Genomic DNA, 15,067 nt, shown 5'->3' on the forward strand with positions numbered 1-15,067 from the left:
AGACCAGTGTCGAAGCTTAACACTGGAGGCAGGCCTCGCCTATGAACCATCCTGCGGTATGGCGTTTTCTTTCATTCGTTGACCGACCTCGAACTGGATGGCCTCGATATCCCGTTCTGTCCGGACCTTCCGGGGAATCGGGATCGGTATTTGTGCTGCGATGCACATGGGGTGAGCCGAGAGAATGAAGATGCGGTCCCCAAGGCGCGCGGCGTCGCTGATATCGTGGGTGACCAACAGCGTTGTCAGAAGGCGGCTATCGACCAGCGCGATGAGTTCGTTTCGCAGGCGCGCAGCAAGGATCTTGTCCAACGATGCCAGAGGCTCGTCGAGAATGAGGATATCCGGGGCGATGGCAAAAGCGCGCGCAAGTGCAACGCGGCGGGCCAGACCGAGCGAAAGTTCGCCGGGATAGTGGGTTCGATGCTCCGCCAACTCAAGAGCCGAGAACAGGTCTGAGAGCCTTGTCTCGTCGACATCGCGCATGACGAGCCGCACGTTGTCTTCGACGGATCGCCATGGAAGAAGCCGCGGCTCCTCAAAGACCATTCCTAGCCGGATGCCGGAGGGGTGGTTGATGTGTCCGCGATAGTCGCGTTCGAGGCCGGCGATGATCCGCAGCATTGTCGTCTTGCCGCAGCCGGACGGGCCGACAAATGCCGCAACGTCACCCCGCTCAAGCGCGAAGTGCACATCGCGCAAGACTTCCAGCCGTTCGCCAGCGGCTGTGACAAAAAACTTCTGATCGATCTTGACCTCAAGCAGCGCGCTGCCGCCAGCGGGATGCACGTCTTTCAAAGGGTTGCACCAGAAACGTTTCGATCATCATGACAACGGCAGCGAAGGCCAGGGCGTATGCAAGGATATGGGTAATGTCGAACAGTTGAAAGGCTGTGCCGATTTCAAAGCCGACACCGTTTGGGCGCCCCAGCAGTTCGGCAACGAGAACGATCTTCCAGACCAGCGACAGGCCGGACCGGGCCGCAGCCGCAATGTAGGGCGCCAACTGGGGGATCACCACGTGGCGAAACGTCCGCCCACGCGGCATTGCAAAGACCGTCGCCATTTCATCGAGGCGATGATCGAGTGCACGCGTGCCTTCGCGCACCGTCACGACAGCGTTTGGCAGCTTGTTGATGGCAATGGCGGCAATAGCGGCGACTTCGGTCAATCCCGCCCAGATGTAAGCGAGGATGATGACCACCAGCGCCGGCAGATTGAGAAGCAGGATCAGCCAGGGGTCACCGAGGCGATCCGCCGTCCTGACGCGGCCCATGAAATAGCCGATGGCGGTCCCGAGCGTCATGGCGAGGGTAAAGGCCAGCGCAACGCGGGCGAGCGTTGCGCTGAGATGAAACAGCAGTGCGCCGGAGCGGGCTTCCTCGATAATTGCGCCGATGACGGCTGGAGGCGGCGGAAGCATCTGCGGGCCGATTGCCAAGGATGCAATCCACCACGTGCACAGGAAGATCAAAAGGGACAGCAGTCGCGCCATCGTCAGCTGCCCGGGATGGCACGATAGAATGTACCGGGGTCGAGCTCCCGCGCTGGTCCGACCAGATCCGTGCCACCGGTTTCCGCCAGGACCTTATACAGCACGCGGGCATCCTCTTGTTCTTCGGCGATCGACCGGCGCGGAATTCCCTCGCGGTAGCGATCACGATAGGTACGTAATGTTGCCCTATCTGGTGCGGCGGTTATGGGGGCGATCTTCTCCCATTCCTCATCGGAGGTCGCCAGGATCTCCTTTGCCTGGCGCGTCACGGCAATATAACGGGCAATCAGGTCGCGGTTCTTGTCAGCCCAACGCTCATTGAAGACATAACCAATCATGGCTGTCGGTCCTTTGGCACCGAGCTTCGGCAGAATATTTTCTATACCACCGATGCGGCGGAAGCCTTTGGCTTCGAGCGCAGCGGAGAAGTTCCAGTAATTCAGCGCGGCGTCCATTTCGCCGCTGGCGGTTTTCGCGGCCAGCAGGGGCGGGGCGCCAAAGACGACATTCGCTTCAGATTTGATGTCGATGCCATCCAGCTTCATGGCGGCCTGAAGCAGGATCCAGTTCTTGTCGATGGCACCGCCCGCAACAGCGAGTTTGCGGCCTTTTAGGTCATCGAAAGTGCGGATGGACGACGAAGCGGGCACCATTACCGCGCCAAGCGCGCTGGAGTAGGGATAGAATACGAGCTTGGTTCCGAGTTGCCGCTCGCGTGACACCCAGAGCCAATCGGCGATGATGACGTCCGCGGAGCCGCCGCGCAGAGCGATCTTGCCCGCTTCGGGACTGGCAAGCTCGGTCACGGCGATATTTAGGTCAGCCCTCTTGTCCAATCCGTGGGTGCGAATGACGGCGAGCTCCCATGCGACGGTGCCGGTCTTCTGAATCGCGAGACGCACCGTCCCGGTCGCGCGCGCGGGGGAGCTCAGCCAAAGTAACGGCAGGACAATGAGCAAGCAACGCATGAGACTGGAAAGCATGCCTTTCACGCCTAAGCCTTTCGACAGCGAACATCATCATGGGAATGGCAAGCAGACAACGATCTTGACGATTTCCTGTTCAACCATTTCAACTAGCATCAAAGTCAATCTGATGAGTGAGGCCGCGGAATGACGATCGTCAAACAGATATGTGTGCTTGCGGTCGCGCTGCTTGCAACAGCGTCAATGTCGCACGCGGAAGATCTGAACGATTATCCGACATCAGCCCGGGCGGATTATGTCTTTGGTTGCATGAAGGCTAACGGAGAGACGCGGCAGTCGCTCGAACAGTGCTCATGCTCCATTGATGTGGTCGCGAGTCTGTTGCCTTATGACCGCTATATCAGCGCCGAGACCGTGTTGAGCATGGCCCAAGTACCGGGTGAGATGGGGGGGCAGTTCCGATCCACCGAGCAGGCGAAAACCGCGACGAATGATTTGCGGCGGGCGCAGGCCGAAGCGGAAGTGCGCTGCTTCTAGAAACAGTAAAAAGTCATTCAAGCTTACATGGCCGAGGATTCGGCTGGCCATTCTCCTTTAAATACCCGGCCGTCCGTATCCTTTGCCTCGACGCGGAATTGTTGCGCGCCGTTTGAAATGTAGGAGAAGCGGATATTGGGGTCTTCCGAGATCGAGATGCCTCCCTCCATGGCGAGCACAAGCTTGTCGCCCTGCCAAATGCGCAGTTCATTGATGAAGAGGGCAGGAACATAGAGATGCGTCACCTGATCCATCTGCAGTCCCGAGTTGTTGGGATGCCCGATCATCAATTGCGCCTCGCGCGCGCCGCTTGCCGGAGCGTCGGTTGATTTCGCGAATTGCCTGAATCGCATTTGCCCGAGACGCTTTGAGGCCTCATCTGCCGTTTTTGCCGCAGGGGCCGAGCAGCCGCCGGACGCTTTGACATAGGTTTTGACCATCAAAAGTTTGCCGTCATCCAACTCGGCGACTGCATGAACCATCGTGTAATTGTTGACGCGGACGCGCGTCGATATCTCCGATACGCCGGCTGCTTCACCAAGCTTAAATTTCGCCGCCATTGGTGCGGGATTTTCGTCGATCACCAGCGTGATCGACTTCACATGCCGCGTATCGCCGGATGGCAAAGTCGTGCGCAACGTGACAGGCACGATCGCAGCATCCTCGGCGCGTGATGGCATCTCGATCGAAATCACGCCGGTACCATCGTCCATCGTGCGATTGTTAAAAATGTCCTGAACCAGACCGGGCCATGGGTCTGTGCGTTGCGGAGGATCCGCATAGGACAAGGGCGCGGCGAACGTGACGGCGAGAGCAACACCTACCAGGCCAAGAAACTGACTCGTCATTCCGCGCATGATCAGGATCCCTTCTGCGATCAAGCCAGACTTAAGGAGATTACACCCGTTGCTTCGGTATTCCCACTATTCCCACTCAAGCTCTGAAAATGCTGCAGTTGCGTTGCGTGAATTATAGTCATCGAACAACTGCCACCGCGACTTTTCGGAAGTTCCGTTCGTCTTCGCAGCTGACGCCAGCGGAACTCCCTGTTTGATGGATGCCCGAGTATCTGTTGCGAGCTTCTCGAGATAACGCTGTTCGTCAGTAATCGCGTCTGGCCAATCAGCAACGGAGCCATGACCTGGGACGACACGCTTCGCCGCTACGCCGGACATTGTCTTCAGAACATTGAGCCAGCTGATGATGCTGCCATCGAGTACCGGCACGTGGTCGCGGAAAATGAGGTCTCCGGCAAAGAAAGTTCCCGTCTTGCTGTCGAGCAACGTGAGATCGTTGTCGGTATGAGCCGCGGGCCAAGCTTGAAGTGTTAGATTCCTGTTTCCAAGATTGAGCGTGAGTTGATCGTCGACCAGAAGCGTCGGGGAGATAATTCTGACATCGGAAATCAATTCTTCACCCATCAAGCGGCGAAAAGCGTCGATGTAGAATTGACCGTGTGTCGCCAGTGCTCTTGGCAGATTTCGATGACCCACAAAGGTAATTTGATCGTTGGCGAATGCTGCGTTGCCAAAGACATGGTCAGGATGGCCGTGCGTATTGATGACATATCGGATCGGCTTTTGAGTGCGCGTGCGAATTGCTGCGAGGAGGCAGCGTCCTTCCTGAACGCTTCCACCCGTATCGATCACGGCAACGGCGTCATCACCAATGATAAAGCCGACATTGGCTGTCGCGCCTTCATTCCCGCGCGTCATCAGCGAGATTTCGCCAATATGAACGAAGACGCCCGGCGCGATCTCATCTGTTTTTAAAGGGGAGACGGCGGGCTGCGCGCGCGTTGTCGTCATCGTTGTCGCGATCACTATGGTGAAGAATGTCAGTATCGCGATGGCGCGGATCATGAGCTTCATCGTTCTTTGAGCGTTGTCTTGCGGCGGTGCACTCGACTGTTTCACCGAGCAAGCAATGAATGTGTAATGCGAGAGCGCGACAGCGTGACGCTTTGCAGTGTTAATAAGCGCAACGGTACATTTCTGTTGCACGCTCTGAGTGACCAGCATAGCATTTGCCTGTTTCCGACTCTAACTTGACTTCGGTTGACTGGGATCGCCGATGTTTTCATCGGAAGCTGATGCGAGGAGACGAATGTCTCAGGACGCTCGCCTTTGTCGCTGATGCTATGACGCGCTGCCAACCTGACACGCTGCCACGATAACCCCGGTCTACAGGGAAGTTGCAATAAAAACGTGGGAGGATACGTGATGCGCAAGGTCATAACTGCGACCTGTCTTGCGAGTTGTCTTGGCATTGTAGCGGTATGGACCGCAGGTGCCGCGTATGCCAATGACGAATTGATCAAGATGCAGCAGAACCCAAAAGATTGGGTTATGCCAACTGGTAACTACGCCAACCACCGGTACTCTCAACTCAAACAAATCAACGCAGATAACGTCGGAAAGCTGCAAGTCGCTTGGACGTTCTCAACCGGCGTGCTGCGCGGCCATGAAGGTGGACCGCTTGTGATCGGCGACATGATGTATCTTCATACGCCGTTCCCGAACGTCGTTTATGCGATGAACCTGAAGGACGAGAACAAGATCGTCTGGAAGTATGAACCGAAACAAGATCCGAACGTCATTCCCGTGATGTGCTGCGATACAGTCAATCGCGGTGTGTCATATGCGGATGGCAAGATTTTCCTTTATCAGGCTGACACCACACTCGTTGCTCTTGATGCCAAGGACGGAAAAGTCGTCTGGTCGGTGAAGAACGGCGATCCTGGCAAGGGAGAGACGGGCACATCGGCGCCGATGATCGTCAAGGATAAAGTCTATGTCGGCATTTCCGGCGGCGAATTCGGTGTTCGAGGGTCTCTCACCGCCTACAATATTAAAGACGGCAAACAGGCGTGGCGCGGCTATTCGATGGGTCCTGACAGCGACACATTGATGGATCCGGTCAAGACAACACACCTTGGCAAGCCGGTGGGCAAAGACTCCGGCATCAATACCTGGCAAGGCGATCAATGGAAGATCGGCGGAGGAACGACGTGGGGATGGTATGCCTACGATCCCGAATTGAACCTGATCTACTATGGATCGGGCAACCCTTCGACGTGGAATCCAAAGCAGCGGCCCGGTGACAATCGCTGGTCGATGGCGATCTGGGCGCGTGATCCCGATACCGGCATGGCGAAGTGGGTGTATCAGATGACACCTCATGACGAGTGGGATTACGACGGCGTCAACGAAATGATTCTGGCCGACCAGAATATCGGCGGGACCAACCGCAAGACACTGGTGCATTTCGATCGTAACGGCTTTGCTTACACGCTCGATCGCACCAATGGCGAACTGCTTGTTGCTGAAAAGTATGACCCGAAGGTCAATTGGGCCACCAAGGTCGACATGGACAAGAACTCACCGACCTATGGACGTCCGCTCGTGGTCAAGCAGTACTCGACCGACCAGCAGGGTGAGGATGTCAACGTGAAGGGCATCTGTCCGGCAGCTCTTGGTACCAAGGATCAGCAGCCGGCCGCGTTCTCACCCGAAACCGGTTTGTTCTACGTGCCGACCAACCACGTCTGCATGGACTACGAACCGTTCCGCGTGCGTTACACTGCGGGTCAGCCGTATGTCGGCGCGACGCTGTCCATGTATCCACCTCCGGGTGAAAGCCACATGGGCAACTTCATCGCCTGGGATGCCAAGACCGGAAAGATCGTTTGGTCCGATAAGGAGCAATTCTCGGTCTGGTCTGGTGCACTCGCGACAGCCGGTGGCGTGGTGTTCTACGGAACGCTCGAAGGTTACCTGAAGGCTGTAGACGCCAAGACGGGTAAGGAACTTTACAAGTTCAAGAATCCGTCCGGCATCATCGGCAACGTCACCACCTACGAGCAGGGCGGCAAGCAATACATTGCGATCCTGTCCGGTGTCGGTGGATGGGCGGGCATTGGCCTCGCGGCTGGTCTGACCGATCCGACCGCCGGCCTCGGTGCGGTGGGTGGCTACGCTGGCTTGCGCAACTACACGGCGCTTGGCGGCTCGCTCACAGTGTTTGCGTTGCCGAACTAGTCGCAGCGCAGGATGCAATCAACCGGCGCGTGGAACCTTTCCTCGCGCCGGTTCGTTTGACCCATCAACCAGAACAATAATCAAAAATGAGGAAAGCCCGTGCACAACGGTTTTATCGCCGCAGCGTTGTTTGTTGTCCTCTTGGGAGGAGGCGTGGCTCTAGCCGATGGCAGTGGAGACCCGGCTGCTGTCAAAAATGAAAACGGAAAGTACTTCGACAAGGACGGTAATCCGACCTACAAGGTCCAGGCCGACGGAACAGTCGATTGGTACACTTATTCCGGCTATCGTCGCTATCATTCGGAGTGCCACGTTTGCCACGGGCCTGACGGCGAAGGCTCGACCTATGCGCCGGCTCTGAAGAATTCGCTGAAGACTATGAACTACACGGATTTCCTCACAGTGGTCGCGAGCGGGCGAAAAAACGTGACGACATCGCAGGAAAACGTGATGCCGGCGCTCGGCGACAATCCGAACGTCGCTTGTTTCATGGATGATATCTACGTCTATCTCCGGGCGCGTGCGAACGAGGCTGTAGGACGCGTACGACCGGCCAAACACGAGGATAAGCCGGAAGCAGCAAAGCAGGCGGAAGACTCCTGTATTGGAAAGTGACCTTCAACGATTAGCACAGCGTAGAACGAGCAAGTGAAAATCAAAAAGGAGGCCGCGATGGCAAGAGTCGTACCACGCGGGGCGTTTGCGTTTTCCGTAGGTGCCGCATTGGTCGGGCTTTTCCATTGTATGCCTGCATCGGCACAGGCCTTGCCCGAAGGCACCGATCTTTCCATTGAACTCGTCGACCCGAAAGTTCTTCGGGTCTGCGCCGATCCGCACAATCTCCCGTTCTCCAATGAGAAGGGAGAAGGCTTTGAAAACAAGCTTGCCGAGTTCATGGCGCAGAAGCTTGGCAAGAAGCTCGCTTATGCGTTCTTCCCGCAGGCCACGGGCTTTGTGCGGATGACGCTGGGCTCCCATCGCTGCGATGTGATCCTCGGCTTTCCGCAAGGCGACGACCTTGCGCAGGGCACGAACCCTTATTACCGCACGTCCTATGCGCTCATTACCAAAAGTGGTAGCGGGCTCGACGACGTGGCGACGTTGGCTGACGAGCGCCTTAAGGGCAAACGCATCGGCATCGTGGCAGGAACGCCACCGGGCACCGTTATGGCGGCCAACGGCCTTATGACAAGCGCGAAGCCTTATCCGCTGGTCATCGATACCCGTGTCGACTCGTCTGCTGAGGCGATGGTCAAGGATGTCAGCTCCGGCCAGATCGATGCCGGGGTTCTGTGGGGGCCGATGGCAGGCTATTACGCCAGGCAGGCCAACCCGCCGTTGCGCATTATTCCTCTCACCAAGGAGAAGTCGGGACCGCAGCTTGCTTACCGTATTGGCATGGGTGTGCGTCCGGCGGACCAGAACTGGAAGCGACTGCTCAACCGCTTCATCCAGGAGAACCAGCCGGAAATCAATAAAATCCTGCTCGACTTCGGCGTCCCGCTGCTCGATGAAAACGACCGGCCGATCACCGCCGAAGCGCTGACGAAGTAACCCCCGTGCGGTGGTTGCCGCGGGTGATCGCAATCGCGCTCCTGCTGTCATGTTCGTCTGCATTTCCGGAGAACGGTCCACCGGCTGAACCCGAGACTTATCGGACCGACGACTATCGCGCGCCGGTGCCTGCCACACTCAAGGGCGGCCGCGTGCTCACGACCGATGACGCGGAGACCATCTGGCGCAGCGGTTCAGCCGTGTTCATCGACGTCTTGCCGCACCCGCCGCGACCCAATCTCCCTGCCGGTACGGTCTGGCGGGAGACGCCGCGGCATAACATTCCCGGAAGCATCTGGCTGCCTGATACAGGATATGGCGAGCTTGCCGCCAGCACTGAGGATTACCTGCGGCAAGGCCTCAAGCGCGCCACCGACGGAAAGCTGAACAAGCTTCTCGTGTTCTACTGCCAAGCCAATTGCTGGATGTCATGGAACGCGGCGAAGCGGGCTTTGTCCTATGGATACACCAATGTCGCCTGGTATCCCGATGGGACTGATGGCTGGCAGCAATTCGATCTTCCCGTTGAGGATTCAAAGCCGGAGCCTCGTCCCGCGGAATAAGGACCCTCACTCCATTTCCTGCTGGATCGTGCGCCCCAGCGCGAATAGGCGCTGATCGATGATCGTCGGCACCTCGCACGCGAAGCGAATGACCTTGTTGCGGTCTTCAAAAATACGGGTCTCCCAGGTCAGTTGGTTGGAAAGTTGCTCGACCTTGGTCGCATCGGGTGTTGGCGAATCCTGAAGCTCGTGAAGCGCGAGGGTATCGGCCCGAACCTTGTCCGCGGCTGCCCGCTGTTTACGGGTGACGCGCTCAAGGCCGTTCATCACCGAGTTGCGCTGGGCATTGAGCGACTCGAATAGCCCGGCGAACAACATCTTTCCGTTTTGAGCTTTGTCTTTTGAGTTCGACAGGAACTCCGTAATCAGTTTCTCCGCGTCCTCCATTGAGGTGCGGCGCGCAGCAAGCCGGGCGACCAGCGAGTCAACCTTGTCGTCCGCTTTCCATTTGTCTTTAACGTCATCCAGCGAGGGTCCCGCCCACACCGCGGCCAGGGAAATCTCCGGCACCTTTGCCTGCGCGCATGGCCAGTCGGGGTAGCGGGGATCGGCGGCAACTGCTGGAGCCGCCGCCCCAACAAGTAAAAGCGCGATAATGACCAGGGTCCGTGTGCTCATGTTGCCTCACCTCCCGCAGGAGCTCGTCGCAAACCGCGCGAGGGATCATAAGCGATAACAGCGGCAATCATGAAGAGAAGCGTGCACCCGCTGACCACGGCCAAGGATATCCAGTTGACTTGTCCATAGAGCGCGAAGCGGATGAGTTCGACCGCATGGGTGAACGGGTTGAATTGGCAGACGTAATAAAGCATCGGGCTTCCTTCCCGCACACGCCATAGCGGATACAAGGCGGATGACGCGAAGAACATCGGGAAGATCACAAAGTTCATGACGCCGGCGAAGTTCTCCAGCTGCTTGATGCCGGATGAGATCAGCATGCCGAGAGCGCCGAGCATAAGGCCTGAGAGGATCAGCGCAGGAATGACCGTGAAATATCCGATTGTAGGTGGTTCGATTTCCCAGAACCACGCAATTAAAAGGAAGGCATAGACCTGCACGATGGAGACAGCCGTGCCCGCAAGCAGCTTGCAGGTCAGGAGATACCAGCGCGGCAACGGGCTCACGAGCAGCGTTCGCATGTTGCCCATCTCGCGATCGTACACCATGGAGAGCGACGACTGCATGCCGTTGAACAGCTGGATCATCGCCATCAATCCGGGCGTGATATAGACCTCATAGAGAATGTAGGTCTCATAAGGTGGAATGATGGATACCCCGAGCACCTGGCGGAAGCCGGCAGCGAAGATGAACAGCCAGACCAGGGGGCGCACCAGGGCGGAGATGAATCGTTCGCGCTGATGCAGGAAGCGCAATCCCTCGCGCCAGACAATGCCCTTCAGGCACGTCGCATATTGCGAAAAGGAAAGACCGGTCGGTCGTTCGGGAATGGTTGTGACGGTCATGGCGCGCTGCTCACTGTGTCCACGGCCGCTCCGGTAAGCTGCACGAATGCGGAGTGGAGGTTGGGCGCTCCGGCGTCCTTGATCACATGCGAGGCCACGCCATGGGCGCGCACCTTGCCGTGATGCAGGACGACGAGATCATCGTCGGGCGTGATCTCGTCGAACAGATGAGTGGCCCACAGCACGCTGATGCGGTCTTCGCTGACCAGACGCCGTACATAGGTCAGGATATCGAAGCGCGCTTTGACGTCGAGGCCGACGGTGGGCTCGTCGAGCAAGAGCAGGCGCGGCCGGTGCAGCAGCGCGCGGGCGATTTCGAGGCGCCGCATCTGCCCGCCGGAGAGCACGCGAACCTTATCTTTCGAACGGTCAGCGAGACCAAGACGCCGTAGCAGATCGTCCGCCCGCGCAAGTGCCTCGCGTCTACCGATGCCGTGCAAGGCGGCGTGATAGACCAGATTCTGTGTTACCGAGAGATCGAGATCGAGCGTGCGTGGTTGAAAGACGACGCCGAGCATGCGCAGCGCCTCGCTCGGGCGATGCCGGATGTCGTGATTGAATATCTCAATGCTTCCCGACTGCACGCCAAACAGCCGCGTGATCAGAGAGACGAGGGTGCTTTTTCCGGCACCGTTGAGGCCCAGCAGAGCCAGAAACGTCGCCGGTGCGATCGAGAAACTGACATTGTCGAGCGCCCGGCGGCTGCCATAGGAATGGCTGACGCCGGCCACCGAGAGCGCAGCCGCCTGGTTTGACGAGGACGGGGGCTCGTCAGAGACTACTGTTTTGCTCATCGGTACATCTGTCACGGTCATTGCTGCGAAATCGTCACCCCCCACGGCAACTCGCCCACCTGAATGGTCTTAATGACCTTGAGCGCGGCAACATCGATGACGGAGACATCGTTGGAGACGCCATTCGTGGCGAGCAGATATTTTTCATCCGGTGTAAACGCCATGTGCCAGACCCGCTGGCCGACCAGCAGATATTTTGAGACCTGGTGGGTAGTGGCGTCGATAACGGCAATGCGATTGGCTGGACCAAGGGCAACGAAGGCGGTTTTGTTGTCGCGGGTGATTGCCATGCCCACGGGCTGGATCGCCTCGCTGCGCATGCCGGGAATATTGAATGAAATCTTCTTCATGATCGTCTGTTTCGCTGGATCGATGATCGATACCGTGCCGCCGATCTCCGAGGACACCCAGAGTTCCGAGCTGTCGCTCTTGTATTCGGCATAACGCGGCCGCGAGTCGACCAGCACATTCGCGACAATCTCCCGGGTCTGGGTGTCGATAAAATGCGCCATGTTGGTGGTCTCGGATGTGTTGATCAGGATCTTTCCATCCGGACTGAGCGTCATTCCTTCCGGTTCGACACCGACCTGAACGTCACCGACGCGCGCGCGCTTTGCGATGTCGATAATGGTGACGGTGTTGTCATTCTCGTTGGCGACGTAGAGGATTTTGCCGGCGGCATCCTGGGTAAAGAGCTCGGGGTCCGGTCCGGAGGGGAGGCTGTCGACCACCTTTTGCGTCGCGGTGTCGATCATCTCGATCTTGTCGTCATCTCCCACGGCGACCAAGACGAACTTACCGTCCCTGGTGAGTTCGATGCCGCGCGGGCGCTGGCCGACTTTGATGGTGTTGACGACAGCCCATTTCCCGGTATCGATCACGGAGACCGTGTTGCTCTTTTCGTTTGAGATATAAGCAAGGTAGGCATTTGCCGGCGTCGCGGCCGCGAGCAACAGGAGCGCTCCGAGCAGAAGGCAGTGTCGCCGCATGCATTCCCTCCAGTGTGTCACTTCAGTTTGCACTTGGTCTCGGGACGATCGTACCCAAGCGTATCGAGTTCCGACGTCTGATGCAGAAAACCTTCCTGCGGCGAGACGGACACCACCATGCGGCCGTCCGCCAGCAGGATGGGTTGGCGCAACTGCAAATTCCAGTCGCGCAGTGTCAGCCGCTGCCCTTTGAAGGCGGCGAGCGAGAAGTCCTTGCTTTTGAGAAAGTCGGTGACGGTCTTCGGATCGCCGGAGCGGGTCCGCGAGGTGGCTTCGCCGATCATGCGAACGGCCGTCCAGGCCTGCATGTCGAGTGCCGTCATCAGCCTTGAATTGAGCTTGATGAAGCGGTTTTGCATCTGAACGGCGCCCCATTGATCGTGCGACGCATCCCAGCTCTTGGGAACGAGCCCAGCCGATCCGGCCACCGGTCGCGGGTCCCACGTGCGGTAGGGCAGATAAGAAGCGAACACTTCGCTTTCATCCGCGGCAACCAGAACATCATAGGCTGGCGCCTGTTGGGTGAATACCGGCATCTGCCGTTGGATCTGGGTCACGCCACTATCAGTCCGGCGCGCACCGCCGGTATCCTCGAAAACACGCTCCTGGACGATCTTGGCGCCGAAGCGTGTCGCCGCCCGCCGCAGGGCAGCGGCATAGAGCTTGTCTTCGGGATGCGATCCCAGCACGAGAAGCCAGCGTTTCCACTGTTTCCAGACCAGATACTGCGCAAGGCCATCGGCAAGCATCGAGCGGGTCGGCGCGGTGTGGATCACATTGCTGCGGCAATCTTCCTCTCTGAGCCGATCATCGATCGCTCCAGCATTGAAGAGCACGGTTCCGCGATCGCGGACGGCATCGGCGGCTTTCAAAAGAGCGTCGGGCGGAAGATCGGCGACGACAAATGCGACTTGTTGATCGGCGAGCTTGGAGGCTGCGGCGGCGGGATCATCTCCGTCCTTGAGGCGGACTTCCTCCAGCGTAAAGCGCTGGTTCAGGAACTTGCCCGTGGTGTTGTTATCGTCGATCGCAAGGCGGGCTCCAGCCACGCCATCATCCTTTGTCGGCAGATCGATCAGCGAAAGCGTGGGCTTGATCTCGTCACGGGTCAGATAGCCGATTTTGATTGTGGTCGGATCGGCCGCATGCGCAACCGAAACAAAGGCACCGAAGGCAATCAAACTGCACGCCAGTCGATTCAACGCGGTCTCCGTGGTCGAGCCCCCAACAAATGATAAAGCCTTTCTGTCCGGAAGATATGGCTGATCGGCTTGTAGCGGGTATGATATTTTGCCGCCGTGTGCAGTGCAGCTATCGAAAGGACGCCGCATGAAGGTGCTGTCGTTTGCAGGTGCGTTGCTGTCCGTCGCGTTATTTGCAGGGCCCGCTCTTGCCGATCCACCTAAAGCGGCTGTCTTTGATTTCGAGCTTGTCGATACCAGCCTGCAGGGCGAAACCAATGGTGCGCGGGCCGATGAGCAGGCGCGATTGAAGAGCGCCGGCGATCAGCTTCGTAAGGGTCTCGCCGATTCCGCCAAGTTCCAGTTGGTGGATATCGCACCCGTTAGCGCTGCGGCGCACAACAGCAATCTTCAATCGTGCGGCGGATGCGATGTGCAGCTCGCTCAAAAGGTCGGTGCAGATCTTTCCGTCACGGGTGTGGTGCAGAAGGTGTCCAACCTGATCCTGAACATGAACGTCTATATTCGAGACACCCACACCGGGCAGATGGTCGCTGCCGCGAGCGTGGATATGCGCGGCAACACGGATGAATCCTGGTCGCGCGCGGTGAGTTATCTGCTGCGAAACCGGCTGCTCGCTCCGAAGCCTGAGACGCCGAAGTAGATCTCAGGCGGTCATCCGCTTGGCATGCCAGCGCAGGTGATCTTCCATGAAGGTGGAAATGAAATAGTAGCTGTGATCGTAACCGCTTTGGCGGCGCAGGGTGAGGGGAATGCCTGCTTTCGCGCAGGCTTCCTGGAGAAGTTCGGGGCGAAGCTGCTCGTTCAGGAACTGGTCGGCGTCGCCGTAGTCGACGAGAAATTCCGGAAAGCGTGCGCCGTCCTCGATCAGTGCGACGGTATCGTGTTTACGCCACAGCTTGTGATCGTCTCCGAAATAGCCACCCAGAGCCTTTTTGCCCCACGGCACCTGCGATGGCGCAACGATCGGCGCGAAAGCGCTCGCAGCGCGGAAGCGGTTGGGATTGCTCAGCGCAATGGTCAGTGCGCCATGGCCTCCCATCGAGTGGCCCATGATCGATTGGCGATCCATGTCAGTCGGAAATTCGGCTCTAACCAGTTCGGGAAGCTCACGGGTGACGTAATTCAGCATCCGATAATTCTTCGCGAACGGCTCTCTTGTCGCATCGACATAAAAGCCGGCGCCAAGGCCGAAGTCATAGGCGCCCGCGGGATCATCGGGGACACCTTCGCCGCGCGGGCTGGTATCGGGGGCGACAAAGATCAATCCGAGCTCGGCGCACGCTTTTCGATATTCACCCTTTTCCGTGACGTTGGCATGGGTGCAGGTCAGGCCTGACAGGTACCAGACCACGGGCATCTTCACGTCGGATGCTTGCTGCGGAACGAAGACCGAAAAGGTCATGTCCGTTCCGGTCGCTTCGCTCGGATGTTTGTAGACGCCTTGCCATCCACCATGCGATCGATTGAGGGAAACAGTTTCGATCGTCATGTGTCTCTGCCT

General features: G+C 58.1%; 17 protein-coding genes. 6 read left to right on the forward strand and 11 right to left on the reverse strand.

Features of this window, described 5'->3' with window-relative positions; all coding sequences use genetic code 11:
• Positions 1 to 39 precede the first annotated feature (39 nt).
• From ACP0KA_RS16590 to ACP0KA_RS16600, 3 genes are read right to left on the reverse strand one after another with little or no spacing between them, the layout of a single operon-like run.
• Positions 40 to 789, reverse strand: coding sequence for an ABC transporter ATP-binding protein (locus ACP0KA_RS16590; protein WP_424631630.1), 750 nt, complete (start codon positions 787 to 789; stop codon positions 40 to 42).
• Positions 758 to 1,495 carry an ABC transporter permease gene (locus ACP0KA_RS16595; RefSeq protein WP_424629836.1) on the reverse strand — a complete coding sequence of 246 codons (738 nt, stop codon included), beginning with the start codon at positions 1,493 to 1,495 and terminating at the stop codon, positions 758 to 760. The genes ACP0KA_RS16590 and ACP0KA_RS16595 overlap by 32 nt, the downstream gene beginning before the upstream one ends.
• Before the next feature lie 2 nt (positions 1,496 to 1,497).
• Complete coding sequence (locus ACP0KA_RS16600; RefSeq protein WP_424629837.1) at positions 1,498 to 2,478, reverse strand: ABC transporter substrate-binding protein; 981 nt, start codon at positions 2,476 to 2,478, stop codon at positions 1,498 to 1,500.
• Positions 2,479 to 2,664: 186 nt separating this feature from the next.
• Between ACP0KA_RS16600 and ACP0KA_RS16605 the strand changes: the two genes are divergently transcribed.
• Positions 2,665 to 2,958 carry a hypothetical protein gene (locus ACP0KA_RS16605; RefSeq protein ID WP_424631631.1) on the forward strand — a complete coding sequence of 98 codons (294 nt, stop codon included), beginning with the start codon at positions 2,665 to 2,667 and terminating at the stop codon, positions 2,956 to 2,958.
• Positions 2,959 to 2,981: 23 nt separating this feature from the next.
• Here the strand turns inward: ACP0KA_RS16605 and ACP0KA_RS16610 are convergent, their stop codons facing one another.
• Together ACP0KA_RS16610 and ACP0KA_RS16615 are read right to left on the reverse strand one after the other, a co-directional pair.
• A complete protein-coding gene (locus ACP0KA_RS16610) occupies positions 2,982 to 3,815 on the reverse strand; it encodes a quinoprotein dehydrogenase-associated SoxYZ-like carrier (RefSeq protein ID WP_424629838.1) in 834 nt (277 codons plus the stop codon).
• 66 nt (positions 3,816 to 3,881) lie between these two features.
• The gene (locus ACP0KA_RS16615; RefSeq protein WP_424631632.1) at positions 3,882 to 4,766 is read right to left on the reverse strand and encodes a quinoprotein relay system zinc metallohydrolase 2; all 885 of its coding nucleotides are present in this window, start codon (positions 4,764 to 4,766) and stop codon (positions 3,882 to 3,884) included.
• A gap of 414 nt (positions 4,767 to 5,180) precedes the next feature.
• Here ACP0KA_RS16615 and xoxF5 point away from each other — a divergent pair, with 414 nt between their 5' ends.
• The 4 genes from xoxF5 (at position 5,181) to ACP0KA_RS16635 (ending at position 9,115) form a co-directional block, all read left to right on the forward strand.
• A complete protein-coding gene (gene xoxF5, locus ACP0KA_RS16620) occupies positions 5,181 to 6,998 on the forward strand; it encodes a lanthanide-dependent methanol dehydrogenase XoxF5 (RefSeq protein WP_424629839.1) in 1,818 nt (605 codons plus the stop codon).
• Positions 6,999 to 7,151: 153 nt separating this feature from the next.
• Positions 7,152 to 7,613: a c-type cytochrome, methanol metabolism-related gene (locus ACP0KA_RS16625; RefSeq protein WP_424629840.1), complete on the forward strand. Its 462-nt coding sequence runs from the start codon at positions 7,152 to 7,154 to the stop codon at positions 7,611 to 7,613.
• Between the two features lie 129 nt (positions 7,614 to 7,742).
• The gene (locus ACP0KA_RS16630; RefSeq protein ID WP_424631633.1) at positions 7,743 to 8,552 is read left to right on the forward strand and encodes a substrate-binding domain-containing protein; all 810 of its coding nucleotides are present in this window, start codon (positions 7,743 to 7,745) and stop codon (positions 8,550 to 8,552) included.
• Between the two features lie 14 nt (positions 8,553 to 8,566).
• Complete coding sequence (locus tag ACP0KA_RS16635; protein WP_424631634.1) at positions 8,567 to 9,115, forward strand: PQQ-dependent catabolism-associated CXXCW motif protein; 549 nt, start codon at positions 8,567 to 8,569, stop codon at positions 9,113 to 9,115.
• Between the two features lie 6 nt (positions 9,116 to 9,121).
• Here ACP0KA_RS16635 and ACP0KA_RS16640 read toward each other — a convergent pair whose 3' ends face one another.
• The 5 genes from ACP0KA_RS16640 to ACP0KA_RS16660 are packed head-to-tail and all read right to left on the reverse strand — an operon-like array spanning position 9,122 to position 13,554.
• Positions 9,122 to 9,733: a hypothetical protein gene (locus ACP0KA_RS16640; RefSeq protein WP_424629841.1), complete on the reverse strand. Its 612-nt coding sequence runs from the start codon at positions 9,731 to 9,733 to the stop codon at positions 9,122 to 9,124.
• On the reverse strand, positions 9,730 to 10,578 hold the full coding sequence (locus ACP0KA_RS16645) for an ABC transporter permease (RefSeq protein ID WP_424629842.1): 849 nt from the start codon (positions 10,576 to 10,578) through the stop codon (positions 9,730 to 9,732). The genes ACP0KA_RS16640 and ACP0KA_RS16645 overlap by 4 nt, the downstream gene beginning before the upstream one ends.
• Positions 10,575 to 11,372: an ABC transporter ATP-binding protein gene (locus ACP0KA_RS16650; RefSeq protein ID WP_424629843.1), complete on the reverse strand. Its 798-nt coding sequence runs from the start codon at positions 11,370 to 11,372 to the stop codon at positions 10,575 to 10,577. The genes ACP0KA_RS16645 and ACP0KA_RS16650 overlap by 4 nt, the downstream gene beginning before the upstream one ends.
• A 17-nt stretch (positions 11,373 to 11,389) precedes the next feature.
• The gene (locus ACP0KA_RS16655) at positions 11,390 to 12,361 is read right to left on the reverse strand and encodes a YVTN family beta-propeller repeat protein (RefSeq protein WP_424629844.1); all 972 of its coding nucleotides are present in this window, start codon (positions 12,359 to 12,361) and stop codon (positions 11,390 to 11,392) included.
• Positions 12,362 to 12,378: 17 nt separating this feature from the next.
• The gene (locus tag ACP0KA_RS16660) at positions 12,379 to 13,554 is read right to left on the reverse strand and encodes an ABC transporter substrate-binding protein (protein ID WP_424631635.1); all 1,176 of its coding nucleotides are present in this window, start codon (positions 13,552 to 13,554) and stop codon (positions 12,379 to 12,381) included.
• 136 nt (positions 13,555 to 13,690) lie between these two features.
• Here ACP0KA_RS16660 and ACP0KA_RS16665 point away from each other — a divergent pair, with 136 nt between their 5' ends.
• Positions 13,691 to 14,206 carry a DUF3280 domain-containing protein gene (locus ACP0KA_RS16665; protein WP_424629845.1) on the forward strand — a complete coding sequence of 172 codons (516 nt, stop codon included), beginning with the start codon at positions 13,691 to 13,693 and terminating at the stop codon, positions 14,204 to 14,206.
• 3 nt (positions 14,207 to 14,209) lie between these two features.
• Here the strand turns inward: ACP0KA_RS16665 and fghA are convergent, their stop codons facing one another.
• Positions 14,210 to 15,055, reverse strand: a complete 846-nt coding sequence (gene fghA / locus ACP0KA_RS16670; RefSeq protein ID WP_424629846.1) for an S-formylglutathione hydrolase — start codon at positions 15,053 to 15,055, stop codon at positions 14,210 to 14,212.
• Between the last annotated feature and the right edge of the window lie 12 nt (positions 15,056 to 15,067).

The organism is Bradyrhizobium sp. SYSU BS000235 (assembly GCF_049747295.1).
GTDB lineage: Bacteria > Pseudomonadota > Alphaproteobacteria > Rhizobiales > Xanthobacteraceae > Afipia.